Source organism: Holdemania massiliensis, from assembly GCF_022440805.1.
Classification (GTDB): Bacteria; Bacillota_I; Bacilli_A; order Erysipelotrichales; family Erysipelotrichaceae; genus Holdemania; species Holdemania massiliensis_A.
The window spans coordinates 2,586,073-2,612,809 of the sequence record NZ_JAKNTK010000001.1 but is presented as its reverse complement, the minus strand read 5'-3'; the positions used below and the strand labels follow the sequence as shown (position 1 = coordinate 2,612,809).

Genomic DNA, 26,737 nt, shown 5'->3' with positions numbered 1-26,737 from the left:
CCCATGAAAATCAGCGTATTAATACCTGCATATAACAGTGAAAAAGAAATTTATACCTGCATCCGTTCTTTATTGGAACAGACTTATCAAGACTATGAAGTGATCGTAGTCGATGACGGATCGACGGATCGAACGGGTTCCCGGCTGGATTTCTATGCCAAGATCTATCCGGAACTGATCACTGTCATCCATCAGGAAAACCGCGGTGTTTCAGCGGCCCGCAATGCCGCCTTGAATGCGGCAAAGGGGGAATTCGTACTGTTTCTGGACAGCGATGATTGGATGAAGCGGCGCACGCTGGAAACCTTGGCGGCGGCTCAGGCTCGGTATGCAGCGGATGTGGTGATCTGCGGCAATGTCAATGAGGGGCGGGTGACAACCCGCCGGCATGTCCGCCGCGTCTTGGTTCCGCATAAGCGGACACTGATGAAAATGTTGATGAAGGACCGTCAGGTACGCAATTATGCCTGGGGCAAGCTGATCCGCCGTTCCTTGTTTGACGGCCTGCAGTTTTGGGAAGGCCGGGTCTTCGAGGATGTTCAGCTGATCGGACAGATTCTGCTGAAGGCCGATAAGACAGTCATTGTTCCGGATACGCTGGTGCATTACAATACCCATCGTCAGAACAGTCTGACCTATTCGCTGCGGCCGGAGATTCTGAAAGATATGCTGGAAGCCTTTGAAGATCAGGCCGGCTACATTACAGCCTATGATCCGACGCTGAAACGCGAAGCTCAGGCGATGCTGCGGCGGATCCGGCTTCTGATCGGCGGTGCGCTCTTGCTTCATGGGCGCTTCCAGGATCCACTGATGGAACAAATTCTGCCGTTTTCGGAAGCCGCTTCTGCCGCTGAATTTCGTGTTCACCGCAATCTTTACTAATTCTTAAGCTTTTTCTTCATTGCAACTTCATGAGTTTACTCTATACTAAAAGAAGAATCAGTGAGGGAGCGAAATCATGCAAAACTATCAAATTTTAGTCTGTGAAGACGAAGTCGAGATCGGCAACGCGATTGAAATCTATTTGAAGAACCAGGGGTATGGCGTCCACCGCGCCTATAACGGCAAGGAAGGCTTGGATATTCTGGCCCGTCAGACAATTCATCTGGCGATCGTCGATCTGATGATGCCGGTTATGGATGGCCTGACGATGATCATGACGCTGCGTCAGAGTTATGATTTTCCGGTCATTGTGCTGTCCGCCAAGTCGGAAGACATGGACAAGATTACCGGCTTAAATATGGGGGCAGATGACTATATCACCAAGCCGTTTACACCGATGGAGCTGTTGGCGCGGGTGAACTCTCAGCTGCGCCGCTACGCTAAATTTTTAAGTCTGAAAGAACATCAGAGTGAAGATGAACAAGTCTATACTGTCGGCGGTCTGGAGCTGAACAACAACACCAAGGAAGTGACGCTGGACGGCAATCCGGTGAAGCTGACGCCGATTGAATTTCGGATTCTGCAGCTGTTGATGAAAAATCCCGGCCGCGTCTACAGCGCCGAGGAAATTTATGAACGGGTGTGGAACGAGGAAGCGATCGCTACCGATACGGTGATGGTGCACATCCGCAACATCCGTGAGAAAATCGAAATCGATCCCCGCAATCCGCGTTATTTAAAAGTGGTGTGGGGCGTCGGTTACAAAATAGAGAAGGGATAAAGGAATGAAAAAATCCAAATTTTCAGAAAAACTTCTGGCTGGTTTTTTAGTTTTGGTGTGTTTCCTGAGCCTGATCCTTGTCCCGTCGGCCGGATCGATCAGTGAGAATGCCGGACCGGAAAGCCGCCGTGAATTATTCAGTCAGAGCCGCTCAGTTCGCTCTTGGATCAATGAATATGCGGTGACGATGATCCGCGATCTGATCAATGAAACAAACCATACGGATCTGGGATATGCGGATCTGTATCTCAGTTCGGCGCAGCTGCAGAGGCTGCTGGATCAGGGCTGGACGCAAAGCGAGATCAACGAAGAAAAAACGCAGCTGGAATGGTCGCTGCAGCAAAACTATAAAGAAAGTCTGCAGCTTGGAAACCTGCATGCTTTCGCGATTGACAATGCGACGAAGACCACCGTCCGCAGACCGAAAAACAATGCCCTAGGTCAGACCGACCGCGAGCTTTCCGAGGCATATCAGTTTTGGATACGGGCCGAGTATGACAGCTACGGCGTACTCACTGTCACGTCCAACGGCGGTTACAGCAATGCGGATTTCTATCCGATGGCCAACCTGGCGGATACGATCCAGTATTATGGAAATTTCCCGTTGGATCTGTATGAGCCGGAACTCAAGAATATGACCTTGATATTTGGCATTCCCAATCACCTGGAAAGCGATGATGCGCTGGCCACGCTGATAAAAAACAATGAATATTCTTCCTATCGGCTTCTGGCGTCCCAGATCAATCTGGTGCTGTATTTTATCCTGTTTTTAGGCGCGCTGTATTTTACGCGCAGCAAGATGCGGGAATCGAAAATCGGAAAGCTGCTGAACCGGGTTCCGCTGGAAGCCCAGATCATCATCAGTGTGTTCGCGCTGGCCTTGATGGAGGAAATGTCTTACAATCTCGGCGGAATCATGATGGATGTGTACTCCCAATCGATTGATGATATGACGGGATTCTTCCAGATTCTTTCCTATGAATTCACATTTTTGCTCGAATGCTCCGGTCTGTATTGCATGATTTATTGGATTCGTCTGGCTCTGCATGACGGCTGGCGCGCAACGTGGCGGAAGATGGCAACGATCACGCTGTGGCAGCGGTTATGGCATGCGCTCGGACATGGCTGGTCGACGCTCAAGCAGTGGACGAAGGAATGCTTTACCGTTGATTTTTCGGAAAAAGCGCATTCCCGGCTGATTCGACTGATGATTGTCAATGTCGCCCTGATCAGCATGCTGTGTCTGCTTCTGCAGGATTTCTATGCAGCGCTGATCTACACCGTCTTTCTGTATCTGATCATCATGCGGGCGCTGAAACGGCTGCGCAGTGATTATGAAACCTTGCTGGGCTGTACGCGCCGGATGGCGCGGGGAGATCTGGAAACGGAAGTCCATGAGGATCTGGGTATTTTTGAACCGCTGCATGGTGAGCTGGATGATATCCGGTATGGATTCAATATGGCAATCGAAGAAGAAACTAAGAGTCAGAAAATGAAAACGGAACTGATTTCCAACGTTTCGCATGATTTGAAAACTCCGTTAACATCGCTGATTTCCTACATTGACCTGATGAAGCAGGAGACGGATGAGGCAAAGCGGCAGGAATATCTGGCTGTGCTGGAACGCAACTCCATGCGCTTAAAGCATCTGATTGAAGATTTATTTGAGGTCAGCAAAGCCAACAGCGGAGATCTGAAGCTGAATGTCGTCGATGTTGATCTTGTGTCGCTGATTTCTCAAACGCTGTTTGAATTGGCGCCGGCGATTGAAAATGCCGGACTGACGATCAAGACCTCATACAGTCATGATAAGATCGTCTTGCCGCTGGATTCGCAGAAAACCTATCGGATTGTTGAAAATCTGATTTCCAACGTGACGAAATATTCGCTGCGTGGTTCCCGGGTGTATCTGACGTTAATTGAGCGGGGAGAAGAAGTTGTGCTGTCGATCCGCAACATTTCGCAAACGGAGATTGATTTTGATCCCAACGATTTGGTTGAACGATTTGTGCGCGGTGATAAATCCCGCAATTCGGAAGGCTCCGGATTGGGCTTGGCGATTGCCAAAGGCTTTGCGGAGAGTCAGCATGCCCACTTTACGATTCAGACCGACGGTGACTTCTTCAAGGTGATCGTGATCTTTAACCGTCAGGCTTTGGCTGATCTGAAGCCCCAGCCGTTGGAAAGGGAGCCGCTGGAAGCGGCCCAGCCGCCGTTAATCCTAACTTCAAAAAATAATGAAATTGAAAAATAGAGATTGACAAAGCGCTTTCATCAAGCTTATAATAAGCTCGCAAAAGAAAAAGGGACATGTAACTGGTAATGCAGGCAGGATCTCATAAAAAGACGAAATTCCGAAAGGAAAACGTACTTTTATGATGGTCCTGCCTTTTGTTTTCTGCGCTTCTGGCCAGAGCGGGAAAGCACCGGAAAAACAGTCCGAAGTTCTTGGCGTACATGGAGGAGAAAATCATGGATTATAAACAAACGGCTGCCGAAATACTGAAATATGTCGGTACGGAAAAAAATGTGGCTCAGCTTGAGCACTGCTCGACCCGTCTGCGTTTCACGCTGAACGATCAGAAAAAAGTGGATGAGGAAAAACTGAAAGCCGTTCCGGGCGTCATGGGTGTTGTCCGCAGCAATCAGTTTCAGATCATCATCGGCAACGATGTCGTTGAAGTTTACGACGCGCTGCTGAAAATGATTGATTTTAAGGGACAGGATGTTCCGGCTGTCCCGGCTGAAAAACAGAAGTTAAGCAAGGTAGCGCTTGATTTTCTGATCGGAATCTTCCAGCCGTTAGTTCCGGCAATTGCAGGGGCCGGCGTCCTGAAATCAATTCTGATTCTGTTGGTCGCGATGCATCTTATGGATGACGGCGGCGCGCTGTATAAAATTTTAGTTTCGATCTCGGATGCGACGTTCTATTTCCTGCCGATGATGGTTGCGGTCACGACTGCGAACAAGCTGAAAAGCAACCGTCTGGTCGCGATTGCCGCGGTCGGGGTTACCTTATTGCCGGCGGTCACGACGATGATCGCGGAAGGGACGACCTTGTTTGGCATTCAGCTGCAGAGCATTGCCTACAATGCCCAGGTATTCCCAGCGATTCTGTGCGTCAGCTTCTTAGCCCTGATGGAACGGCTCATGAACAAGGTTTCACCGAAGCCGATCCGGATCTTCTTTGTCCCGATGGTTGCCCTGGCAGTGACTGTTCCGGTGACGCTGCTGTTTCTCGGTCCGTTAGGCTACAACATCGGTCAGATTTTCACAGCGGCAATCCTGTTCTTGTATGATAAGCTCGGCTTCGTCGCGCTGGCTGTGCTGTCCGCGATCCTGCCGTTAATGGTGGCTACCGGCATGCACAAGACGTTGATTCCTTATGCGATTTCAACGTTTGGCGAGCTGGGTTATGAAATGTTGTATATGCCGGCTTCCTTAGCGCACAATGTTGCCGAATCCGGCGCCTGCTTTGCGGTAGCTCTGAAAGCCAAGAATGAAACTTTGAAATCAACGGCCTTCTCAGCAGGCATTTCCGCCTTTATGGGAATTACCGAACCGGCCTTGTACGGTGTAACGCTGCAGAACAAAAAAGTCCTTTACAGCGTCATGCTGGGCGGAGCGATCACCGGTGCTTATTTAGGTCTTACCGCCGTTAAGGCGTTCGCGATTGTCGGTCCGGGTGCTGCCAGCATGTCGATGTTTATTGACGGCTCCAACGGAATGAATATCGTCTGGGCGTTGATCGGATTTGTCGTTGCGCTGGCTTCGGCCTTCCTCTTTACCTTCATTCTGTGGAAGGAAGAAACCCCGGCCGCTTCCACTTCTGGGGCAACAGCATCCGTTTTGGAAAACCGTCAGGATACGCTGAATGTGCTTTGCCCGATTGTGGGTGAAGTGGTTGCCCTGGATCAGGTTGGGGATGAAATGTTCTCCAAAAAAGCACTGGGTGAAGGGGTTGCCATCATTCCTGAAGTGGGCGAGCTGCGGGCTCCGGCGGATGGGACGATTCAGATGGTGTTTGAAACAAAGCATTCCTTGGGGATGACAACCGCCAACGGGACAGAGATTCTGTTCCATGTGGGGCTGGATACCGTCAATCTGCAGGGCAAGCCTTTCACACCGATGGTCAAAGCCGGGGATGTGGTCAAAACTGGCGACCTGCTTCTGAAATTTGATATTCAGGCGATCAAGGATGCTGGCCTGGATCCGATTACGCCGATTGTCGTCACCAATTCTCAGGATATGAACGTTATTGTTGTCAAAACAGGACATGCCGATCAGCAGGACATCATTCTGCAGACGCAGAGAAAGGAAGGCTAAGATGCGAAAATTTCCGGAAGGATTCTTATGGGGCGGGGCAACCGCTGCCAATCAGATTGAAGGCGGATGGCGTGAAGGCGGCAAAGGCTGGTCGGTTTCCGATGCTGCCCGCGCTCATTTCGACGCCGATGTAAAAGACTACAGCCAGCATAACCAAATCACGACGCAGGATATTGAAGAAGCCCTGGCCCATCCGGAGGATGAGGTCAACTATCCAAAGCGCCACGGCAGTGATTTCTACCATCATTATAAAGAAGATATCGCCTTAATGGCGGAGATGGGTTTTAAGGTCTACCGCATGTCGATCGCCTGGAGCCGCATTTATCCCAACGGGGATGATGAACAGCCCAATGAACAGGGCCTGCAGTTCTATGACGATGTGTTTGATGAATTAAAAAAATACAACATTGAGCCGCTGGTTACGATGTCGCACTATGAACCGCCGCTGAATCTGGTTCTGAACTATGACGGCTGGTATTCCCGTGAAGTCGTCGGCTTCTTCGAAAAGTATGTCAAAACGATCTGTGAGCGCTATAAGCACAAGGTCAAATACTGGCTGACTTTCAATGAGGTTGACAGCATGATCCGCCACCCGTACACGACCGGCGGCTTAATCGAAGACCGCTTTCCGGGCAAGAATTTTGAAGAGGTCTGTTACCAAGCGATGCACCATCAGTTTGTGGCTTCGGCGCTGGCAACCAAGATCTGCCACGAAATCATTCCTGGTTCCCAAGTCGGGTGCATGATCACCAAGCTGACTTACTATCCGTATACCTGCAAGCCGGAGGATGTGCTGGAAACGCAGCGGCGGATGCGCAGCATCTACGCTTACAGCGATACGCAGGTTTTCGGCGAATATCCGTCCACGCTGCTGTCCTACTATAAGAACCACAACATTCATATCATCAAGCAGCCGGGCGATGATCAGATCATGAAGCAGTATCCCGTTGATTTTGTCTCATTCAGCTATTACATGTCCAGCTGCGTCGCGGCCGATGAAACCGGTCTGGACGTGACGCCGGGCAATACGATTCTAGCTGTCAAGAACCCACATCTGGAAACCAGTGAATGGGGCTGGCAGATCGATCCGATCGGCCTGCGGATTTCCTTGGTCGATCTGTATGACCGCTACCGCAAACCGCTGTTTATCGTTGAAAACGGTCTGGGTGCCAAGGATGAACTGACAGCGGACGGCCAGGTTCATGATCCATATCGGATTGATTATCTGCGCCGGCACTTCGCATGCATGCTCGATGCGATCGATGAGGATGGCGTTGAATTGATGGGCTATACGTCCTGGGCCTGCATTGATCTGATCAGCGAATCGACGAAGCAGATTTCCAAGCGTTACGGCTACATTTACGTTGATCTTGATGATCTGGGCAACGGTACGTATAATAGAATCAGAAAAGATTCATTTTACTGGATGCAGAAAGTGATTGAAAATAACAGTCTGGATTTTGAAACGGAGTAATGTCCGATCGCGAAGCAGAAAGGCAGGGGAGTGCGGATGCGGATCAAGAAAGTGCTGAATTCCAGCGTCGTGCTGGTCGAAGATGATGCGCATCAGGAATCAATCCTGTTAGGCAAGGGCATCGGTTTCGGTCAGAAGCCGGGCAATGTCATTGTCCAGAATCAGGAAAATCAGGTGTTTCTGCCGGTGGACAATGCGCGTTCACGGCAGATCCTGGAGCTGGTCAACAGCCTTCCGCCGGTGATGCTGGAGCTGGCGCAGGAAATTGTACTGGATGCCCAGCAGCGTTTAAATACCCCATTGGGTGAGAATCTGGTCTTCGTCCTGGCGGATCATCTGAACTTTGCCCTGGAGCGGATCCGCAGCGGCTTAGTGATTACCAATCGTGTTTTCTGGGAAATCAAGAGCTTCTATCCACAGGAATTTGAAGCTGGGAAACATGCGCTTGAGCTGGTCAGAAAGCAGCTCCATATAGAGCTGCCGGAACAGGAAGCGGCCAATATCGCGTTTCATTTGGCCAATGCTCAGGCAGGAAGTGATCCGGATTATGACGCGGCCCGCAATGCTAAGCTGATCGGCGACATCATCAATCTTGTCCGCTATTCACTCAACCGCGAGCTGGATGCCTCAAGCATTCACACCGCCCGGTTTATCACGCATATCAAATTCTTTGTCGATCGCTTCTTTACTGACAAGCTGCTTCAAAATGACGACGATCTGTTATTTGAACAGGTCAGAACACGCTATCCGAAGGAATTGGGAATCGCGTTAAAGATCAAGAGTTATCTTTACGACAAGTATGAGCGAATCCTTCCGAATGAAGAAGTAACGTTTCTTGTCATTCATATTGCCCGAATTGCCCGCAGCGGCGATTGAGCTGGTCAATTTGAAATCCGCTGGAATACAATGATTTCTTCAGAAGCAGTTCAGCGCGGCTTTACCATAAACCAAAGAACAGGAAAATCCTGCCCTGGAGATTTCTGTTCTTTTTTGTCTTTGAAGAAATACCCCGCGGCTTAAAGCGGAGGGCAGAGTAGGCTCAGTGTTCTTCCAGAGCATTTTCAAGGGTGTAGCGAATATCCTGCATCTTTTTGTCCAAAAGGGCGCTGAGCTGGGCACATTCATTCAGCTCATCGGCAGTTTGGTTAAGGAGAGGTTCAGGCAGAGCTTTCTTGTAGCGAAGCTGATGTTCCAGATTCGCCCAGAACTCCATCGCAATGGTTCTTAATTGAACTTCAACTTTCATCATGCGTTTTTCATTCTGCAGGAAGATGGGAATCTCAATGATCAGGTGCAGACTTCGATAACCGTTTTCTTTTGGCTGACTGATGTAATCTTTGCGCTGAATCAAACGAACATCATCCTGCTGAAGCAGGCAGTCTGCCAACATATAGATGTCATCGACAAAGGAACAGATCACGCGAACGCCTGCGATATCTGCCATGTTTTCCTCAATGGCAGCTAAGGTGCCGGGCAGCTGATAGCGAATCATTTTCTCCTGAATGCTTTCCGGTGATTTCAAGCGTGAGGTTATACTTTGGATCGGATTGCGTTCATGCTGGAGTGAAAATTGTTCATTCAAAACTTTGAATTTGGTCTCTACTTCCAGAATGGCACAACGATAATAGGTCATCAGACGCCGGACATGATCCATATTTTTCTGCATTTCACTCAGATCAGCATCCAAGAGTTCAGCAATGCGCTGAATAAAGGATTCTATTGTTACAGAATTTGTTTTTTGTGTCATAGGGGCTGAATTTTGGATTTCTTGTTGAATCATTTTAATGAACTCCTTTTATTTCATATTGAAGATAAACTTTTCCAGGCAAAGACTCCCCAGAAAATAAAATCTTAGGCTTACCGTTTTATTATAAACGCTGTCCGCCCTTCTTTCCTGACTCTATCAATGAATTTAAACAAATGGATCAAATTGTTTGAAAAGCATCGGGAGTCTGGACCAAAAGCAAAGCTTTCCAGCAACAGCGTTTTCGAGTCGGATATGTTATAATGAAAATGTTCGTTTTCAAATCAATCCCGATGTAAGGATCACCGTAAGAAAGGGGCGAAAGTGTCCATGACAAGTTCAGCGCTGGCTGATTTATATTTTCCTCTGACCGCCAATCAAGGATCAGGATATCAGGAATTTGAAGCCTGTCCGGCGTTAAAGCCCTGGATTCGCTGCTTTTGGGTGTATACAGACCAGCGTGATCAAATCGTGATTCCGGATACATGCATGGATATCATTCTGCGCACAGATCAGAGCGGAAAGACGGATGTTTTTTTCTGCGGGATCAATGATTTCACGTTTACTTCTAAAAATGATGAAGCGCATCCGGGCGAGCGCTTGATTGGAATTCGTTTTCACTTTTGGGCCGTTGCCAGCTTTTGCCGGGGATCATTAAAAGCGGTGCGCAATACTCAGGATCAGCTGGAATTTTATTTTCCTGGCTGGGCGGAAGCCTTGATCGAATCTTTTAATGAGGCTGCCAATCTGGAGGAGCTGTGGCCGAAGTGGGAAACGTTTCTGCTCGATCAGCAACATGAAAACCCCATTCCGCCAGTGATTGACAGAGCCGCTGAAATCATCATCCGCCGCAAAGGCGTGCTTTCGATCAAGGAACTGGCAGCGGAGCTGGGCATCGATCAACGCTGGATGGAACGCCGTTTTCTGGACAGCTACGGTGTTTCGTGCAAGCGTCTTTCCCTGTTGATCCGCTATCAGCTGATCTGGCAGGCCTGTCTGCGGGATCATGATTTCAACATTCAGGATACCGTGGCGGATTATGGTTTCTATGATCAGGCGCATTTATTGAATTTCTTTAAAAAATATCACAGCACACAGGGCCTGTCGTTTTTTTCCAAGACGAAACAACGCTGAATCGGTACAATGACTCCGGAGGTATTTCTGATGAAGAAAAAAATAACACAGGCGAAGTTTAAGCAGATACGCCGCTGGATTCTGCGCAACAGCCGGCCTTTGGAATGGGCACGCTGGCAGCTGTTGTTTGAGGTAGGCAGTCCGGATTTGATGATGGATGCCCTGCGCAGCTATCAAAACGCTGACGGCGGGTTTGGCTGGGGGCTGGAGCCGGATTCCATGAATCCGCAGTCTTCCCCTTATCAAACCTGTATCGTGTTAAACCTTTGTGAAGACCTAGGGGTGGACGGTCAGAATTCCTTGATTACCGGAGCCTTTACTTATTTAAGTCAGCCCGGCACAGCTTATAAGGATGGCTGGCCGTTTACGATCGCATCCAATGACAAGCATCCGCACGCCCCATGGATGGGGTATGATCCAAAGCTGAATGAGGAAGAAAGCTTTGGACTGAATTTGGATCTGGCCCGGCATATCCTGACGAAGGATTGTACCATTCCGCAGCTAAAAGCCAAGGCTGAGGCGATTGTCGCAAATTCACTGACACAGTTATTTACACGAACAGAATTCGGCGAGATGGGAGTGGAGGCATACTGTGCCTGGCTGCCGCTGCTCGAGCAAATGCCGAAATCGAATTATACCGCGGATCAGATTCAAGCCCAGATCACTTCGCTGATTGAAAAGCGAGTTGAAAAAGATCCTGAACAATGGCAGTATTATAAACCAAGGCCATCCTATTTTGTCCGGTCCAAAAACGATTTGCTTTACCCACTATTTCAGGATCTGATCGAATTGGAATTGGATTACCTGATTGACACCTGTCCCGAGGACGATGTCTGGGAAATCCCATGGAGCTGGTTCGGCCTGTATCCCCAGGATTTCCAGGTTTCACGAAACTGGTGGAAGGGCTGGAAAGCGATTGAGAATTTATTGCTTTTAGAAGCGTTTGATCGAATTGAGCCGAAGAGCGAAGGAAAGGAATCTCAAGATGAATAAAATTACCTGTATCTGTTTGGGGGTTCGGGACATGACCAGATCCATCCAGTTTTACCGTGATGGATTGGGCTATAAAACGGACTGCACGGAAGCAAATCCAATGGTTTGTTTCTTTGACACGCCGGGAACCAAATTTGAACTGTATCCGCTGACACAGTTGGCACAGGATATCAATCCTGACAATCCGCCGGCGCTGAATCCAGGCTTTACTGGGTTTACCCTGGCCTATAACGTCGCTGAAAAGGAAGAAGTGGATCAGATAATCGACCTTGTGCGTCAAGCCGGAGGTACGATTATCAAAGAACCGCAGCCGGTGTTCTGGGGTGGCTATCATGCCTATTTCAGTGATCCGGACGGCTACACCTGGGAAGTTGCCTGGGGTGCCAATTTTCAGTATGATGAACAGGGATTATTAAAATTCTGATGGTGAAAAAAGATTAGTTAAACTCAATCCGATTCTTTGAATCCATGATATACTTATATAAAACCTGACACAGTGCTGTCAGGTTTTATCGTGTAGAATGAGTTTAAAAGGAAGGTGCTGGGTATGACATTTGATTTTAAGAAAGCGGATAAAAAGTTTTATATGCCAAAAAATAAACCGGAGATCCTGACAGTACCGCCGATGAAGTATATCGCGGTACGGGGACAGGGAGATCCCAATCAACCGCAGGGAAGCTATCAGCAGGCGGTTGGAATTTTATATGCGGTGGCTTACACGCTGAAAATGAGTTATAAAGGATCCCGTCACATCGAAGGCTTTTATGAATATGTTGTCCCACCGCTGGAAGGATTCTGGTGGCAGCCGGGGATCGCTGGCGTGAACTATGCAGAGAAGCAGGACTTTCATTGGATCAGTGTGATTCGGGTTCCGGAGTTCATCAAGCTTGAAGATTTTAAGTGGGCGGTGCAGGAAGCGGAAAAAAAGAAGAAAGTGGATTGTTCAAAAGCTGAATTTTTAAGGATGGATGAAGGCTTGTGTGTTCAAATAATGCATATCGGTCCCTACGATGACGAACCTGTCAGTGTGGCTAAGATGGATGAATACATCGAGGCTCTGGGCTATGAAAATGAAATCAATGAAACACGGATGCATCATGAAATCTATTTATCGGATCCGCGCAAATGTGATCCCGCAAAGCAGAAAACCGTAATCCGTCACCCCATCCGCAGGAAATAAATCAATTTAAGTCGGATTATTAATCGTTAAGTTTCAATTTAGATAGCATGTCAATTCTTGAAGGTCTTCAATGCAAGGCTGACGTGACTTCTCAGAAAGTAGACTGATAGTTGCTGTAAAATTTTAAACTGAATCTTACAGCAACTTCTTGTATAATAAAATTGCAAACAAGGATGATAATAACAGAGAAGGCGTTGATAATATGGCTAGTATTTTACCCATATCTGACTTGAGAAATTATAATGAAGTTCTCAAAAATTGTCGAACGGGAGAGCCAGTTTTCCTGACGAAAAATGGCAGAGGAAAATTTGTAGTTCTTGATATTGGGGATTACGAAAAAGACAGAGCAGAGAAAAAATTGTTAGCTAAATCGCAGGAAGCAGAAGAAGCGATTGTAGATGAAAAAGGATGGATGAGCTTTGATGAGTTAAAATCAGCAATGGAGGAATAACGATGGATGAAACTAAGGATTAATCCTCTTGTAGCGGCTGATTTGAAAGCAATTCGGGATTATATAGAGGCGAATGAACAAAAGAACCGCAAACACTGAAGTCTGCGGTTCTTTTGTTAAGATTACTTATGTTTGTCCATCACTCGAAAAAATCGACAAGCTCCTCAAACTTTTTCTTTTCCAGCTCAGGCAGCTGCGCTCCTTTTTGCGCATGGCCAACGACCAGAATCATTTCGGCGATTTCATTGTCAGGCCGTCCGCACAGTTTGGTGAGAAAATGAATGGGAGCCGGGGTATAGGTCAGCATCGAATATCCGGCCTGGTGCAGCGCCTGGATCAGAAAGCCGGTGGCAATGCCGACCGATTCGCCGACATAATAATTGGGAACCCAGTGTCCGGGCTGATCTTCATGCGTCATCTGCTTGAAGATCACAATCAGGCACGGAGCTTCTGTCAAAAACGGTTTTTCCACCTGCAGATTTAATTTTTTCAGATCCTGCCGCCAGACTTCACTGATACGCTGTTCATAGAATTCCCGTTCAACCTGTTCGCAGGCTTGACGAATTTCGATTTTCTTTGCCTCACTGGTGATGACGCAAAAATGCCATGGCTGCATATCGGCACCGCTGGGAGCGGTAGCTGCAATTTCCAAACAGGTTTTAATTTCATCCAATTTTACCGGTTCTCTGTCAAAATCCCGGATTGTGCGCCGCTTCTTCGCCAGCGTCAGAGCTTCTTCAATGGCCATCATTTTATCCCCCTGATTGATTACTCTGTCTTTATTATAGGGGAAAGTAAAGAAAAAAGCACGGAGGAAAGACGGCATAAGTTTCCAATTCGGCAGCGGCGATGTTCAGCTAACCTTCACTTGCAATCATAAACAACCATGTTATAATAGAAAAGCTGAATTAGGATGTGAAACGATGAGCAAAAAAGAAATTAAACTGATAGTTGCTATTTTATTTGTAGCACTGGGAATTTATGTCGGCGTTCAGATCTATAACCGGATGAACGTCAAAACTTATGGGATTGTCACGTATAAAAATCAGGTAATTCATACATTCAATGTCAACAAAGATGAGGATTACTATTTTAACGGATCCTACGGCAAGATGAAGCTGGAAGTCAAAGATGGCAAATGGCGGATTACGGAAGAGGAATGTCCGAACCATATCTGTTCTTCAATTGGCTGGGTCAGCGCTAAGGATTATTTTCCTATTGTCTGTATCCCGAATGAAGTGATTGTAACCTTAAAGGATAACTGATATGAAAATCAGTAAAACTAAGCATTTCGTTTATGTCACGCTTCTGGCGGCGATGGCGATTGCGATCAATCTGCTGGAAACCATGCTTACTGTGTCGCTGCCGTTTGGTATGCGTTTAGGACTGGCGAACATTATCGCCTTGATCACAATTGAAATTCTGGGCATCCGGGAAATGATTGTCGTCAATACGATGCGCGTCGTGATCGGCAACCTGTTAAGGGGCACGATCTTCGGATCTACTTTCTGGATCTCAGCCGGCGGTGTAATCCTTAGTTCAATTGTTTTGATTATTATCAAGAAGGGCCTGAAAATGTCGATGATTTCGACGTCGATGCTGTGTGCCATCGGTCACAGTGTCGGTCAGGTTGTAATCGTTATGGTTCTGTATAAAACAGCGGCGATGATGACGATCGTTCCGCTGCTGCTGGTCACTTCAATCCCTACGGGTATCTTTACCGGGATTGTCGCTACGCAGGCACTAAAACGCATTGATAAAAATTTGATTGTGCGCTGAATAAAATGGGAAACAGAGTCTTTCGGGATTCTGTTTTTTTTCTGCTTTTTCCTGTAAAATAGAAGCATAAGGGGGGATACGCTATGAAAATAACTTGGATCGAGCACAGCAGTTTTTTAATCGAGCTGCCGGAACATGTGCTGGTATTCGATTATTATGGAAAGGACAGACTTTCGCTGCCTGCAAACAAACAGGTGACGTTCTTTGCCAGTCATCATCATGCGGATCATTATGACAAAGCGATTTTAGAGCATGGTACCCAGCAGATCTGGTATGTACTGAGCCGGGATATCTTTGGAGTTTCGGATGATCATCATATCAAAGTGAAGCCGCATCAGCGTTATGAACTCAACGGAATGACGGTTGAAACGCTGAAATCGAATGATGAGGGCGTTGCGTTCATCATAGAAGCCGAGGGCTGGCGGATTCTGCATGCCGGTGATTTGAACGACTGGCGCTGGGATGAGGAAAATGAACAGGACCGGCGTGAAAATGCCGTCCTGAAACAACGCTTTGACCGCGAACTGGAACGCGTGAAAGGACGGACGTTTGATCTGGCGATGATTCCAACGGATCCGCGGCTAAACGACGGATACAATTTAGGGTTGTTAGGCTGGGCTGAAGCCTGTCATCTGGGATGGATTGCGCCGATGCATACCTTCGGTGATCTGACCGTGATCGATAAACTGCTGCGTGATCCGGCCTGTGCTGCATTCAAAAATCAGATTCTAGACCTGCGCTCAGGGCCGATGGAACTGGAGCTTCCACAGTGATGAAGAAACTGCTCAGTATTCTGATCTTGCTGGGACTGTGCTTTATCCCGCTGCCGGTACATGCCGCAGAAAAGGAAAGGATCACGGTTCGCTCCGTTGCGGCCGTGCTGCATTCAGATAAAACGATCACTGTGACGGAAACGCTCCAGCTGAGCCTGCCCCCAAACGAGGATTATGAATTGTTTTTAAATCTGCCGGACAATTCCCAGATGAAGGCTGAAAAGGTGAAGCTGATCAGCGAACAGGCTGTATTGGATCCCCAATGGAACAGCATTCAGTTCAACCGCGATCCGCAGGTTGAGCTGCAGCTGGAGTACACTCTGCAGCTGTTTCAGGACGAAGATGAACAGGCTGACACCCTGACGCTGAATTTGGCCCGCTCACCTTTGGATCTGCCGACGGACAAGCTGCATGTTGAACTGCAGCTGGATCCTGAACTGCGTCGGGATAACTGGATTCTGGACTGCGGCCAAAGCGGCAATCTATGTCGGTATGGTGAAGGCCGCTGGCAGGATCAGACCTTTGTCTTTGATTCCAATCAGGTCTTGGATTATCAGGACGTCAACCTGATTTTGAATTTTGATGAAGGCACATTTGCCAGTGCTCCTGTCTATTTGTGGCCTTCCCGCTATACCCTCTGGCGCATAGAGATTGAGGTCTTGCCTCAGATGGATTTACAGGTGCATCAGGAAATTCTATGGACGCGCCAAAGTGATGATTTGGATCCGATGCTGGATTTGTTTTTAGGCTGGCCCAGCTATCCTGACGCTCAGCTGAAAGAGGTAGTGATCAGCGATCCCGCGCTGGAGGTTTCAAAATATGGCTTTTTGAAACTGCCGGAGACCCAGGAAGTGGCACTGACGCTGGATTATCGGATTGAGCTGACATCCTCTGCGGATCAATGGCGTCTGAATTTTGATGATTCGATGAATCAGGCGCAGATTGATGAGCTGGAGGTTACGCTGCGAATGCCCCAGGACCTTGAGGTGATGACGGATTTTTACAATGTTCTGAACTATGATGATCATAAAAAGATGACGATGGAACGCAGTGAAGACGGCAGGCAGCTGCATTTGAGTTCAACCCAGACTCTGACCGGGGATGATCGAGTAAGCCTTACGATTGAAATCCCGAATTCTATGCAGCGTGTCCTGTGTGGGTCGATGGGATTCTGGTCGATGTTTGCCATCGGTGTGTTGTTGGCTGCCGGACTGTTCCGCGGACTGAACCGATCGGCAAACCGGCGTTCGATCGGGGAACTGCCTAACGGCGTCAATCCGGTTCAGGCGGCCTTGCTGACACATCGGCAGACAGAAAGTGAAATGTTGGCGGCGGTTATCGTGAATTGGGCAGCCCGTAATTATATTCAAGTACAAATGGATGGCCGGACATTCCGTTTGTTTCGCCGCCGTTCGCTGATCCATCAGCCGCAATGGGAAAAACAATTCATGCATTCCTTGTTTCATCTGGGCGACGGCAATTCTGTAACGGCTGAGGAAATCCGTCTGCGGGGACAGGCTTGTGTTCAGGAAGCCCTGCAACAAGCAAAATCGGAAGCTGCCCAATGGCGGCATCCGGGATTGTCTGGTTTGCGCTGGCTGTTGATTCTGCTCAGTGTGCTGCCCCCAGTCATTCTGCTTTGGATGCAGGTTCAGCAGACCCATCGCTTAGTTGTGGCTATCCTTCTTGGCGGAGGTCTGTTGCGGCTCTCCTTTATTCTGGGATCGCGGATCCTGGCAAGGAAGCAGGGAAAGAAAGGCTCGCGCATCCAATTCGCAGGCTTAGCACTTTTGTGGCTGATCTTGCTGGAATGGGTGATGGAATACTTTGTTTTGCGGTCGCTGCCGCTGGCGATTAGTTATATCAGCATGGCCGCAGTTCAGGTTCTCTTAGTACCGATGAAGCCCTTGAATCCGGAGGGTCTAAGGCTACGGCAGCAGGTGGTGCAGTGGCGAGGGGATCTTAAACAAATGCCGGATAAGAAGCTGGACGAATGGCTTGAACGGGATCCGGAATACGCGTTAAAAAGCTATGGGTATGCCCGTACGCTGAACGTCGCCGATGTTTGGGAGAAACGTTTTTATCCGCGGGTTTTGCCGTTGTTGGAAACCGTTGTGGATGCCGGCGGTCAGCCGGAGCGGATCTGGGTGCTGGATGAGCTGTACGATCGGCTTCAGCACTGTCTGAAAAACGAATAAAAACAGGGGTTTCTGCAGCCGTTCCCTGTTTTATCTTAAGCTGAAAAGGATGCTGCTATTGGGAATTTGGCAAATGAATCTGCAAGATAGGAAACCGGTTGTAAATTGTGTGTGTTTTATTCTTGGCTTATAAAGCCCTGCGGCCGCAAGCAGAAGTTTTTAACGAGATTAACCTGATTTGACTTTTATGCTGGTCAGCTTTAAACTGGAAGCATACACCTTTGACGGATAAAGGCGGACAGCGAAGATTGAAATTCTTTCGCATGGAGGACGCATGAAGACGATCTACAACACACCGCAGGGGAAACAAAAAATTATGGCGCTTTATGATGAACAGTTATCAAGGCTTAAGACATCCTATCATGATATCTATCTGGAAACTTCCTTTGGCCAAACGCATCTCATTGAAACCGGCAATCCAGCGGGCTTGCCTTTGCTTGTATTTCATGGCGGGAACGCAACGAGCGCCTATAATTTATTAGCGTGTACGTTTCTGTTGGATCAATTTCGTATCTATGCCGTGGATACGATCGGCCATCCTGGAAAAAGTGCGGAAACGACGCTGTCGCCGAATAACGATGATTACGGCAAGTGGGCGAGCGAAGTGATTACCAATCTGGGATTTCAGAAAATTCGATGCTTCGGCGGTTCCTTTGGAGCGGGCATTCTTGCGAAAACCATGTGCGTTGCCCCTGAAAAAATTGAGAAAGCTGTGCTTTACGTGCCATCCGGAATAAAAAATGCGCCGGCTGTCAATTTGATAAGCATGGCATTGCCCATGATGTTGTATTGGGTGACTCACCAACAGAAGTGGCTGATTAAAACGATTCTCCCTATGGCTGTAACCGAGGATAATATTGATCCTGATGCTTTTGAAACCGCAAAGTGCAGTATTGATAACGCAAAGGTAAAGGCGGGTATGCCGAGCAATGTGGTTCCTGCTGACATGCGGAAATGTCTGGCTCCAACACTTGTGCTGGCCGGCGAAAAGGACTGTATGTTTCCGGCTGATCGGGTAATTCCGCAGGCTGAAAAGATGATACCCCACTGTGAAACCTATCTATTGAAAGGCAGGGGACATATGCACAGCTTAACGGAAGCAGAAAAACAAAGGATCGTTCAGTTTCTGATGTAAGATTCTGCGCTGAATTCTGACGCTGAAATCATTTTTACGCTTTGATGTAACAAAAAAAACAGACCTGCCAAGGCTTCGGGATTTGTCTGAAACTTTGTTCGCAGATCTGTTTTTGTTAATTGGCAACTGGATTTGCCTGCGTCTTGGTTTGCTCAATTTTGTTTGGATCAAGAGCCTGCACTTCCCGCGGAATGACAATCGGTTTGAAAGCATCGAGAACAATCGAGACCATGCCCAAATGATTGAAGGCGTTGCGCGTGTCATTGCGATAGGAACGGCCGATATGACCATCTGCATCGTTAGCGTAGCGGTAATGGAAATCACCACGTTCATCGCAGTATTCCAATAGGGAAACCTCGAATCCTGCTTGGACAAAGACTGCACAGAACTGCTTGTAATCATAAACAATTTTGTGCGAAGCCGCCGGATGATCCTGAGGCCCCGGCCCGCCAATCTGGACAAGCCGCTGATAATCGGCATTGCGGAAATAACGATCCGGGACTGCCGCACGGATCCAACCGCCGGGCCGCAGATAACGATAGAGCGTCTGCGCTGCGAACATACCTTCGGCCAGCGTCAGATGCTCAAATAAATGCTCCGCTAACATGGCTTCCGCCAGTTCTCCGTGAAAAAAAGCCTCAAAGGTTTCCGGCTTTAATAAATCCAGCTGTTCTTGCTGCGTGCTGATCCAGCCGTCAACCTGCGTTGCGCCTGCGCCTAAAACGATTTTCATAAGAAAGTCTCCGCCTTAGTGCTCACTGCAGTTGGCAGCGTCAATCGCCAGGACAAGCATCACAACCATCAGCTCATCCTGCGGATCATCAAAATCAATCACATACGTGTCCGTCAAGGCAATGATCTCCTTGCTGATGGTTCCGCACAGCTCGCCGTCACGGTATATTTGATAATCCCAGCCAAACAGGTCTCCTTCAACACTCCACCCTTCGCAGTCAATGCGGTAGCGGGGATGAAGAAATGAAAATTCCTTGCGGATGACGGCGACAAGATCTCCATCCAGTTCAACTTCAAATGTCGGCAAGAAGTGGAATAATTTTTCGCGGACGAGGCCGACTTCCTGATCTTGGTCATCAAAGACCCGAAGCACATGTGACAACGCTAATAAATCGGCACGGACGCTGTAAACGGCATAACCCTCCTCATCCGTAATATCAAAGCTGTCGGTCCAGGAAAAGAACCGCTGGCGAATATAATAACGCATGAACTGATCCTCCTTCAATTCGTAAGTTTATGATACACAAGGAGAAAATAAAAGACTAGAGGCAGAAGCAGATTGTAAGAAAAAGGAAAGAAGTGATCTGTAACTCTTCATTTAAAGATTTTGAAACTAGAATTTAATTCATAAAAAGAATATAATGAATACAGGGTGATTATGTTGTTTAAAATTTATTTAGATATGAAAAAAATGATTTTGAAAGATCCGGCTGCCAATATTTTATGTTTAATAACGTTAATTCTAAGTCTGGTTTATCCGGGATTTCTTCATTTATGTATAAATGAAAGAGAATTGTTTATTCAATTAGATTCTATACAGAGTTTTATCTATGCATTGACATTTTGTGTTCCGATGTTTGCTTTCTGCTTTGTCGGAGAAATATATTACAGCATTAAATATGCTAATGTGGCAGTCCTGCGTGAATGCTGTATATTAGCAGGCGGAGAATCTTTGTTAGTTTTATGTTTGATTGCTTTATCTGTCTATTTTGGATATGTTTCCAGATACTATATTATAGTCATCTATCTGGTTTTTGCAGCTGTGGGAATTATTGTTACCCGAGGCTTCCGAAAGAAAGAGGGGAGCATGAAAGCGAAAGTTTTTGAAAAAGAGACAAAGAATATGAAGGTTGATGCTTGATCTGATAATTATAAAGCGGAACCAACAGTCATCAGTCAAAATGATCCGAGGATAGTAAAAAACAAGATTCGTCAAAAGCTTGGTTTTGCCCTTGTGCAAAGCAGTAAATCGTGCTAAACTAGGGATAAATTCAAGGACCAAGAGGGATCTGGAATGGGATAAGCAAGAGAGGGAAGTCTAGGCTGTAAGCTTCCTTTATCACCTCCGGCAACCGACACTTGCAAGAAGCGGCAGTGAACAAGCAGTAGCTGCTGACGAATTTCCGGCGTTATCGGAAAGAGGGCACGAAGGAATTTCGTGAACTAAGGTGGTACCACGCAGATGAAGCGTCCTTAGAGGGCGTTTTTTTTTGTGGAATGATCGTAGTGGTTCTTGAACACGTAAAGGAGGAAATGATGATGGAGAATTACCAGACTCCGCGCGGCACGCAGGATTTGCTTCCGGAGGCGACGCGCAAATGGCAGAAAGTAGAAGATTTAATCCGCAATCTCTGCGATGTTTATGGGTATGAAGAAATCCGCACGCCGGTTTTTGAGGATACGCGGGTGTTCAAACGGGAAAATGACAGCTCTGATATGGTCAATAAAGAAATGTATACCTTCTCGGTGCATGGTGAAGATTCACTGACGCTGCGGCCGGAAGGAACGGCCGGCGTTGTTCGCAGCTTTGTTCAGCACAAGATGTATGGACGCCTGGAAATGCCGGCCAAACTGTATTACATGGGTGAAATGTTCCGCTATGAACGTCCGCAGAAAGGCCGTTACCGTCAGTTTAATCAGTTCGGAATTGAAAACATTGGGATGAAGAGTCCGCTGATCGACGCCGAGGTCATCGCGCTGGGCTACAGTATCGTCAAGGCTTTAGGCTTAAGTCAGGTCAAAGTGCTGATCAACACACTGGGCGATGATGCCAGCCGGACGGCCTACCGCGGGGCATTGCGCGAACATTTCAAAGACAGTGTGAGTGAGCTGTGCGCGGATTGTCAGCGGCGCTATGAACAAAATCCTTTGCGCTTACTCGATTGCAAGGTTGACAGCGAACATCCGAGCATGCAGAACGTGCCCTCGCTGCAGGAATATTTAACTCCGGAATCCAAGGACTATTTTGATCAGGTGCTGGCGGCGCTGGACGCGTTGGAAATTCCGTATGAAATTGACGATAAGCTGGTGCGGGGATTGGACTACTATACGCATACCGTTTTTGAGGTTGTTTCCACACATCCGGAATCCGGTTCGCAGGCCACGGTTTTCGCCGGCGGCCGCTACGATGGCTTGGTCGAATATTTCGGCGGTCCGCAAATGTCGGGGGTTGGTTTTGCGATGGGGCTGGAACGCTTGATGATCCTAGCCGAAGCTGAAGAAGTGGAACTGGGCGAAGAAGAAAGCCTGGATGTCTACGTCATGGCCTTAGGTGAGGTTGGCACGCTGCCACTGGAACTGGCGACGCAGTGCCGGGCTGCCGGTTACCATACCGAATTCAACATTCAGCCGCGTTCGCTGAAAGCACAGTTTAAATCGGTAGATCGGCGCAAAGCCAAAGTCGCGGTGATTGCCGGGGAAAGCGAAGCCGCGAATCATCAGGTGAACGTCAAATTTATTGATCAGCAGCGCCAGATTACGATTGATCAGGATGAACTGATCGCCACACTGGACGCTTATTTCCAACAGGAAGGGGAAGAACAAGCATGAAACGCACACATCAAAACGGAGAGCTGCGCTTAGCTCACGTCGGCGAGCCGGTCACGTTGGTCGGCTGGGTCAGCCGCCGCCGCAACTTAGGCGCTTTGGTATTCATCGATCTGCGCGACCGCAGCGGGATCGTACAGATTACCGTAGATGAAAAACTAGCGGAACAGGTGAAGGATGTCCGCAATGAATACATCCTGCAGGTAGAAGGCAAGGTCGTTGAACGTCAGGATAAAAATCCGAAGATGGCGACCGGCGACATTGAGGTTTATGCGGAAGCGATCACGATCGTCAACACCGCGGAAACAACACCGATGATCATTGCCGATGAAACCGACGCACTGGAAGATACGCGTCTGAAATATCGCTATCTCGACCTGCGCCGCGCACCGATTCAGAACAACCTGATGCTGCGCCACAAGGTGACGATGCTGACGCGCAATTATTTGTCAGACCAGGGCTTTATTGAAGTGGAAACGCCAATTCTGTGCAAATCCACACCGGAAGGGGCCCGTGATTACCTTGTGCCTTCGCGGATTTTCAAGGGGAAGTTCTTCGCTCTGCCGCAGTCGCCGCAGATTTACAAGCAGCTGCTGATGGTCGGCGGGATTGAAAAATATTTCCAGATCGCCCGCTGCTTCCGTGATGAAGATCTGCGTGCAGACCGCCAGCCGGAATTCACACAGATTGATATCGAGATGAGCTTTGTCGATGAAGAACAGGTCTGGACAATCGTCGAAGGCTTGATGAAGGAACTCTTCCGGAACCTGAAACAGGTGGAGCTGTCCGCCTTCCCGCGCTTAACCTATAACGAATGCATGGCCCGCTACGGCTCAGATAAACCGGATACCCGTTTCGGTATGGAAATCCAGAATGTCAGCGAGTTATTTCAGAATACAGAATTTACCGTCTTTAAGAACGTGCTGGAACAGCCGAAAGGCATGGTAGGGGCGATCGTTGCTGCGCAGGCAGCCGATCAGTTTTCCCGCAAGGAAATTGACAAGCTTCAGGAATTTGTCAAAATCTACGGAGCGAAGGCGCTGGCTTGGCTGAAAATGGCGAACGGCGAACTGAGCGGATCGGTAGCGAAGGTGCTGAAACCGGAAGAAAAGACAGCATTGATTGAAACGCTGGGATTACACGACAACGATCTAATTTTTATGATTGCCGATAAAGCTAAGGTTGCACAGACGGCCTTGGGTGCGCTGCGGGTCAAGCTGGGACGTCAGCTGAAGCTGATTGATGAAAGTCAGTTCAACTTCCTGTGGGTTACGAATTTCCCGATGTTTGAGTACAGCGAGGAAGAACAGCGCTATGTCGCTGCCCACCATCCGTTTACCAGCCCGAATCTGGAAGATGTGGACAAGCTGATGAGCGATCCGGAAAACTGTTATTCCCGTGCCTATGACTTGGTTCTCAACGGATATGAGCTGCTGAGCGGATCCATCCGGATTCATGATCAGCATGTGCAGGAAAAGGTTTTTGAAGCGATCGGTATGTCGATGGAGGAAGCGCGCGAAAAATTTGGCTTCTTCATTGATGCCTTCCGTTACGGCACTCCGCCGCATGGCGGCGTGGGCATCGGTCTGGAACGCTTGGTCATGATCTTAGCCGGTACGGACAACATCCGCGACGTTGTGGCATTCCCGAAAACCGCCAGTGCTTCAGATCTGATGAGTGAAGCTCCGAACACGGTGGATGAAAAACAGCTGAAAGAATTGCACATTGCACTGGAAAAATAACACTTTCTATAAGTTTCCAAATGTCAAGCATTCATAAATAAAAAAATGCGTGCTATAATACTAATGCCTAAAGGGAACACATATATTTCCAACACTTGATATATGGGAACCCGGACGTTTCAGTTTGGTGTCGAAAACTCTGATTTATCAGAGAATCCTAAAAATCTGAACAGGGTACCCACCTGGTTATTGCCGGGAATCATATCAACCCTTTAGGTCACAAAGAAAGTCTTCCAACGAAGGCTTTTTTTGTATTTGCGAGGAAGCGGGATGAGGCTTTGATCTTCTTCAGCATTATTCCGTCACAGTTGGTGTTTGAAGTGCTGCTTTACATTTTTATCAAAGGATGATATTCTACAAGTGGAATATGGAGGAGTGATTGCGATGGCTTTGCGGCAAGGACTGCTTGGCTTGCTGAATTATGGAGAAATGACAGGTTACGAGCTGGCTAAAGCGTTTAACGATTCGCTGTCTTATTTTTGGCAGGCGCAGACAAGTCAGATTTACCGGGAACTGAATCAGATGGAGACCTTAGGCTGGCTTCAGTCGCGGATTGAGGTGCAGTCGGACAAACCGAATAAGCGGGTGTATTCAATAACGCCTGTTGGCAAAGCGGAACTGCAGCGCTGGCTGGAAAGCGAGCTGCCTGCGGAAATGATGCCGACGCGCAGCGAAGTGCTGCTGCGGTTATTCTTTTCGGCTGAGCGATCACCGCAGAACAATATCGAAAGTCTTCAGCGATTGGCGCAGGCTTATCAAGCTCAGCTGAGACAGATGGAGCAGGTTGGCGGAGTCATCGCTCAGTATCAGACGCTGACCCAAGCGCCCCAGGATGCGCTGTATTGGGAAATGACCGCAGACTTCGGACTGGCTTACAGCCGGATGTGTCTGGATTGGGTTAATCGCTGCATGGAAAGGCTGAAGGACAATCATGATGAAAATTCTGGTGCTTAACGGAAGTCCGCGTGGGACCTCAAGCAATACCTATCAACTGACGCAGGCGTTTGTTGAGGGCATGAAAGACGAACTGAAGGCCAAGCTGAGCGTGAAGACCTTGACCCTCAGCGAACTGTCCATTGAATCCTGCCGCGGCTGTTTCAGCTGCTGGACGGCAACGCCGGGGCGGTGCGTGATTGGGGATGAGATGGCTGCGATCCTGGAGGAAATGCTAGACGCCGATTGGATTCTGTGGAGTTTTCCGCTGTATTACTATGGCATGCCGGGACCAGTAAAAACCGTGCTTGACCGCTGTCTGCCGCTGAATCTGCCATGGATTGAAGTCGGGGCTGGCGGCCGGGCAGTTCATCCAAGGCGTTATCCTCAAGCCCAAGCCAAAACGATCTTGATTTCAACCTGTGGTTTTTATACAGTGGATCAGAATTATGAGGCGCTGATCCAACAGTTTGATCTGATCTTTGGGGATGGATTGAAAATTCTTTGTCCGCAGGGTGAGCTCTTTGCCCGTCCGGAGCTGCGGAAGGTAACCGCGGCCTATTTGACACATGTTCGGCAGGCTGGTCGGGAATACGCGGTTTCACAAGCCGTGTCTGCTCCAACGCTAAAGCGGTTAAGGACGCCGCTTTTGCCGAGAGTTCAGTTCATAGCCTTAGCCAATGCCAGCTGGAATATTGCCAATCCGCAAGAAGCAGAGGATGGCCGAGCCTCGAAAATCCGTCAGGCGGAGCGTTTTACGCAGCAGATGGCGGCGATGTACAATCCGGTCGCTTTTGATGGAAAAGAAAAGGTATTGGAGATTTACTATACGGATGTAGAAGTCGGATATCAGCTTGTGCTGGGAGAAAACTGTGAACTTCGTGCGCTGAATGGCGGGGCCTATACGACCCGCGTTGAAACGCCGTTAAACGTCTGGCAGGCGATTGCCCGCGGGGAAATGCGGGGGGATCAGGCAATGATGGAAGGCCGCTACAAAACGTTGGGAGATCTCAGTCTGTTAATGGAATGGGATCATTATTTCAGCGGCCCGCACGCTCCGCAAAGTCAGCCTGATCAAGTTCAGATTAGAAAAAAGACCAACATGCTTCTGTTGATCCTGCCGTGGTGCTGTCTGTGGACGCTGCTGCCGATTTCTCAGAATTTCGGCGGGAGTCTGGCGGTCGCTGCTGCACTCCTATTGACTTTGGCCGGGCAGAAATGGCAGCTGACGGTCTATGACGCGCTGTCCGGGCTGCTTGTCGGCGGAATCGGCTTGCTGGCGGTGCAGGGAGGGGATGAAAGACTGCTTGTTCCTCTCTCCTATCTCGGCTTTGGCCTGTTGTGGCTGGTTTCCTGCGGAACAACGATTCCCCTGAGCGCTCATTATGTGAAGGAAAATTATCATGGGGATGATGCTTTGCAGAATCCGGTATTCATGAGGGCCAATCGCATTCTGTCCTGCTGCTGGGGCGGGCTTTATGTCCTGAGCGCTCTCTGGACTTTAATCCTGATGCATAGCGGATGGCCGCAGGCTGCAATTCTGATCAATACCCTCAGCCCGATGGCGATGGGGATGTTTACTGTCTGGTTTGAAAAATGGTATCCGGCAAAGATTGCCCGCGGTTAATCCGCGGGTTTTCTGTGCTTGAATACG

Annotated in this window: 25 protein-coding genes and 1 other RNA gene; 22 read left to right on the top strand and 4 right to left on the bottom strand. The window is 48.5% G+C overall.

Features of this window, described 5'->3' with window-relative positions; all coding sequences use genetic code 11:
• Nucleotides 1–3: 3 nt before the first annotated feature.
• From MCG46_RS12000 to MCG46_RS11975, 6 genes are all read left to right on the top strand, one after another.
• Nucleotides 4–882 carry a glycosyltransferase family 2 protein gene (locus MCG46_RS12000; protein WP_240280214.1) on the top strand — a complete coding sequence of 293 codons (879 nt, stop codon included), beginning with the start codon at nucleotides 4–6 and terminating at the stop codon, nucleotides 880–882.
• 76 nt (nucleotides 883–958) lie between these two features.
• Nucleotides 959–1,663, top strand: a complete 705-nt coding sequence (locus tag MCG46_RS11995) for a response regulator transcription factor (protein ID WP_240280213.1) — start codon at nucleotides 959–961, stop codon at nucleotides 1,661–1,663.
• A 4-nt stretch (nucleotides 1,664–1,667) separates the two neighbouring features.
• A complete protein-coding gene (locus tag MCG46_RS11990; protein WP_240280212.1) occupies nucleotides 1,668–3,917 on the top strand; it encodes a sensor histidine kinase in 2,250 nt (749 codons plus the stop codon).
• 218 nt (nucleotides 3,918–4,135) lie between these two features.
• Complete coding sequence (locus tag MCG46_RS11985; protein ID WP_240280211.1) at nucleotides 4,136–5,989, top strand: beta-glucoside-specific PTS transporter subunit IIABC; 1,854 nt, start codon at nucleotides 4,136–4,138, stop codon at nucleotides 5,987–5,989.
• A gap of 1 nt (nucleotide 5,990) precedes the next feature.
• Nucleotides 5,991–7,463, top strand: a complete 1,473-nt coding sequence (locus tag MCG46_RS11980; RefSeq protein ID WP_240280210.1) for a glycoside hydrolase family 1 protein — start codon at nucleotides 5,991–5,993, stop codon at nucleotides 7,461–7,463.
• Between the two features lie 36 nt (nucleotides 7,464–7,499).
• Nucleotides 7,500–8,339 carry a PRD domain-containing protein gene (locus tag MCG46_RS11975; protein ID WP_240280209.1) on the top strand — a complete coding sequence of 280 codons (840 nt, stop codon included), beginning with the start codon at nucleotides 7,500–7,502 and terminating at the stop codon, nucleotides 8,337–8,339.
• Between the two features lie 163 nt (nucleotides 8,340–8,502).
• Here MCG46_RS11975 and MCG46_RS11970 read toward each other — a convergent pair whose 3' ends face one another.
• Nucleotides 8,503–9,243, bottom strand: coding sequence for a GTP pyrophosphokinase (locus MCG46_RS11970; protein ID WP_240280208.1), 741 nt, complete (start codon nucleotides 9,241–9,243; stop codon nucleotides 8,503–8,505).
• A 294-nt stretch (nucleotides 9,244–9,537) separates the two neighbouring features.
• Here MCG46_RS11970 and MCG46_RS11965 point away from each other — a divergent pair, with 294 nt between their 5' ends.
• The 5 genes from MCG46_RS11965 (at nucleotide 9,538) to MCG46_RS11945 (ending at nucleotide 12,965) form a co-directional block, all read left to right on the top strand.
• Nucleotides 9,538–10,341, top strand: a complete 804-nt coding sequence (locus MCG46_RS11965) for a helix-turn-helix domain-containing protein (RefSeq protein ID WP_240280207.1) — start codon at nucleotides 9,538–9,540, stop codon at nucleotides 10,339–10,341.
• Nucleotides 10,342–10,371: 30 nt separating this feature from the next.
• Nucleotides 10,372–11,334, top strand: a complete 963-nt coding sequence (locus MCG46_RS11960) for a hypothetical protein (RefSeq protein WP_240280206.1) — start codon at nucleotides 10,372–10,374, stop codon at nucleotides 11,332–11,334.
• The gene (locus MCG46_RS11955; protein WP_240280205.1) at nucleotides 11,327–11,758 is read left to right on the top strand and encodes a VOC family protein; all 432 of its coding nucleotides are present in this window, start codon (nucleotides 11,327–11,329) and stop codon (nucleotides 11,756–11,758) included. The genes MCG46_RS11960 and MCG46_RS11955 overlap by 8 nt, the downstream gene beginning before the upstream one ends.
• A 123-nt stretch (nucleotides 11,759–11,881) precedes the next feature.
• Nucleotides 11,882–12,514, top strand: coding sequence for a GyrI-like domain-containing protein (locus tag MCG46_RS11950; protein ID WP_240280204.1), 633 nt, complete (start codon nucleotides 11,882–11,884; stop codon nucleotides 12,512–12,514).
• 202 nt (nucleotides 12,515–12,716) lie between these two features.
• Nucleotides 12,717–12,965 carry a type II toxin-antitoxin system prevent-host-death family antitoxin gene (locus tag MCG46_RS11945; RefSeq protein ID WP_240280203.1) on the top strand — a complete coding sequence of 83 codons (249 nt, stop codon included), beginning with the start codon at nucleotides 12,717–12,719 and terminating at the stop codon, nucleotides 12,963–12,965.
• A 139-nt stretch (nucleotides 12,966–13,104) separates the two neighbouring features.
• Here the strand turns inward: MCG46_RS11945 and MCG46_RS11940 are convergent, their stop codons facing one another.
• Nucleotides 13,105–13,716: a nitroreductase family protein gene (locus MCG46_RS11940; protein ID WP_240280202.1), complete on the bottom strand. Its 612-nt coding sequence runs from the start codon at nucleotides 13,714–13,716 to the stop codon at nucleotides 13,105–13,107.
• 172 nt (nucleotides 13,717–13,888) lie between these two features.
• On the opposite strand from MCG46_RS11940, the gene MCG46_RS11935 reads away from it, so the two are divergent.
• From MCG46_RS11935 to MCG46_RS11915, 5 genes are all read left to right on the top strand, one after another.
• A complete protein-coding gene (locus MCG46_RS11935; protein ID WP_240280201.1) occupies nucleotides 13,889–14,230 on the top strand; it encodes a NusG domain II-containing protein in 342 nt (113 codons plus the stop codon).
• A 1-nt stretch (nucleotide 14,231) separates the two neighbouring features.
• Nucleotides 14,232–14,744, top strand: coding sequence for a Gx transporter family protein (locus MCG46_RS11930; protein WP_240280200.1), 513 nt, complete (start codon nucleotides 14,232–14,234; stop codon nucleotides 14,742–14,744).
• 83 nt (nucleotides 14,745–14,827) lie between these two features.
• Nucleotides 14,828–15,517 carry an MBL fold metallo-hydrolase gene (locus tag MCG46_RS11925; RefSeq protein WP_240280199.1) on the top strand — a complete coding sequence of 230 codons (690 nt, stop codon included), beginning with the start codon at nucleotides 14,828–14,830 and terminating at the stop codon, nucleotides 15,515–15,517.
• Nucleotides 15,514–17,715 (top strand): hypothetical protein, encoded by a 2,202-nt coding sequence (locus tag MCG46_RS11920; protein WP_345893085.1) that lies wholly within the window; start codon nucleotides 15,514–15,516, stop codon nucleotides 17,713–17,715. The genes MCG46_RS11925 and MCG46_RS11920 overlap by 4 nt, the downstream gene beginning before the upstream one ends.
• Before the next feature lie 274 nt (nucleotides 17,716–17,989).
• Nucleotides 17,990–18,850, top strand: coding sequence for an alpha/beta fold hydrolase (locus MCG46_RS11915; RefSeq protein ID WP_240280198.1), 861 nt, complete (start codon nucleotides 17,990–17,992; stop codon nucleotides 18,848–18,850).
• A gap of 115 nt (nucleotides 18,851–18,965) precedes the next feature.
• Here the strand turns inward: MCG46_RS11915 and MCG46_RS11910 are convergent, their stop codons facing one another.
• Nucleotides 18,966–19,583: a class I SAM-dependent methyltransferase gene (locus MCG46_RS11910; RefSeq protein ID WP_240280197.1), complete on the bottom strand. Its 618-nt coding sequence runs from the start codon at nucleotides 19,581–19,583 to the stop codon at nucleotides 18,966–18,968.
• Between the two features lie 15 nt (nucleotides 19,584–19,598).
• Entirely contained in the window at nucleotides 19,599–20,069 is a 471-nt protein-coding gene (locus MCG46_RS11905) for an LURP-one-related/scramblase family protein (protein ID WP_240280196.1), read from the bottom strand.
• A gap of 174 nt (nucleotides 20,070–20,243) precedes the next feature.
• Here MCG46_RS11905 and MCG46_RS11900 point away from each other — a divergent pair, with 174 nt between their 5' ends.
• The 6 genes from MCG46_RS11900 to MCG46_RS11875 all read left to right on the top strand — a co-directional run bounded on the left by MCG46_RS11900 (nucleotide 20,244) and on the right by MCG46_RS11875 (nucleotide 26,710).
• Entirely contained in the window at nucleotides 20,244–20,723 is a 480-nt protein-coding gene (locus MCG46_RS11900; protein WP_240280195.1) for a hypothetical protein, read from the top strand.
• 395 nt (nucleotides 20,724–21,118) lie between these two features.
• The gene (hisS, locus tag MCG46_RS11895) at nucleotides 21,119–22,411 is read left to right on the top strand and encodes a histidine--tRNA ligase (protein WP_240280194.1); all 1,293 of its coding nucleotides are present in this window, start codon (nucleotides 21,119–21,121) and stop codon (nucleotides 22,409–22,411) included.
• The gene (gene aspS / locus MCG46_RS11890) at nucleotides 22,408–24,150 is read left to right on the top strand and encodes an aspartate--tRNA ligase (protein WP_240280193.1); all 1,743 of its coding nucleotides are present in this window, start codon (nucleotides 22,408–22,410) and stop codon (nucleotides 24,148–24,150) included. The genes hisS and aspS overlap by 4 nt, the downstream gene beginning before the upstream one ends.
• A 61-nt stretch (nucleotides 24,151–24,211) precedes the next feature.
• Nucleotides 24,212–24,373: non-coding RNA, 6S RNA (gene ssrS, locus MCG46_RS11885), on the top strand.
• A 161-nt stretch (nucleotides 24,374–24,534) separates the two neighbouring features.
• Entirely contained in the window at nucleotides 24,535–25,104 is a 570-nt protein-coding gene (locus tag MCG46_RS11880) for a PadR family transcriptional regulator (RefSeq protein ID WP_240280192.1), read from the top strand.
• Nucleotides 25,082–26,710, top strand: a complete 1,629-nt coding sequence (locus MCG46_RS11875; protein WP_240280191.1) for an NAD(P)H-dependent oxidoreductase — start codon at nucleotides 25,082–25,084, stop codon at nucleotides 26,708–26,710. The genes MCG46_RS11880 and MCG46_RS11875 overlap by 23 nt, the downstream gene beginning before the upstream one ends.
• Nucleotides 26,711–26,737 lie beyond the last annotated feature (27 nt).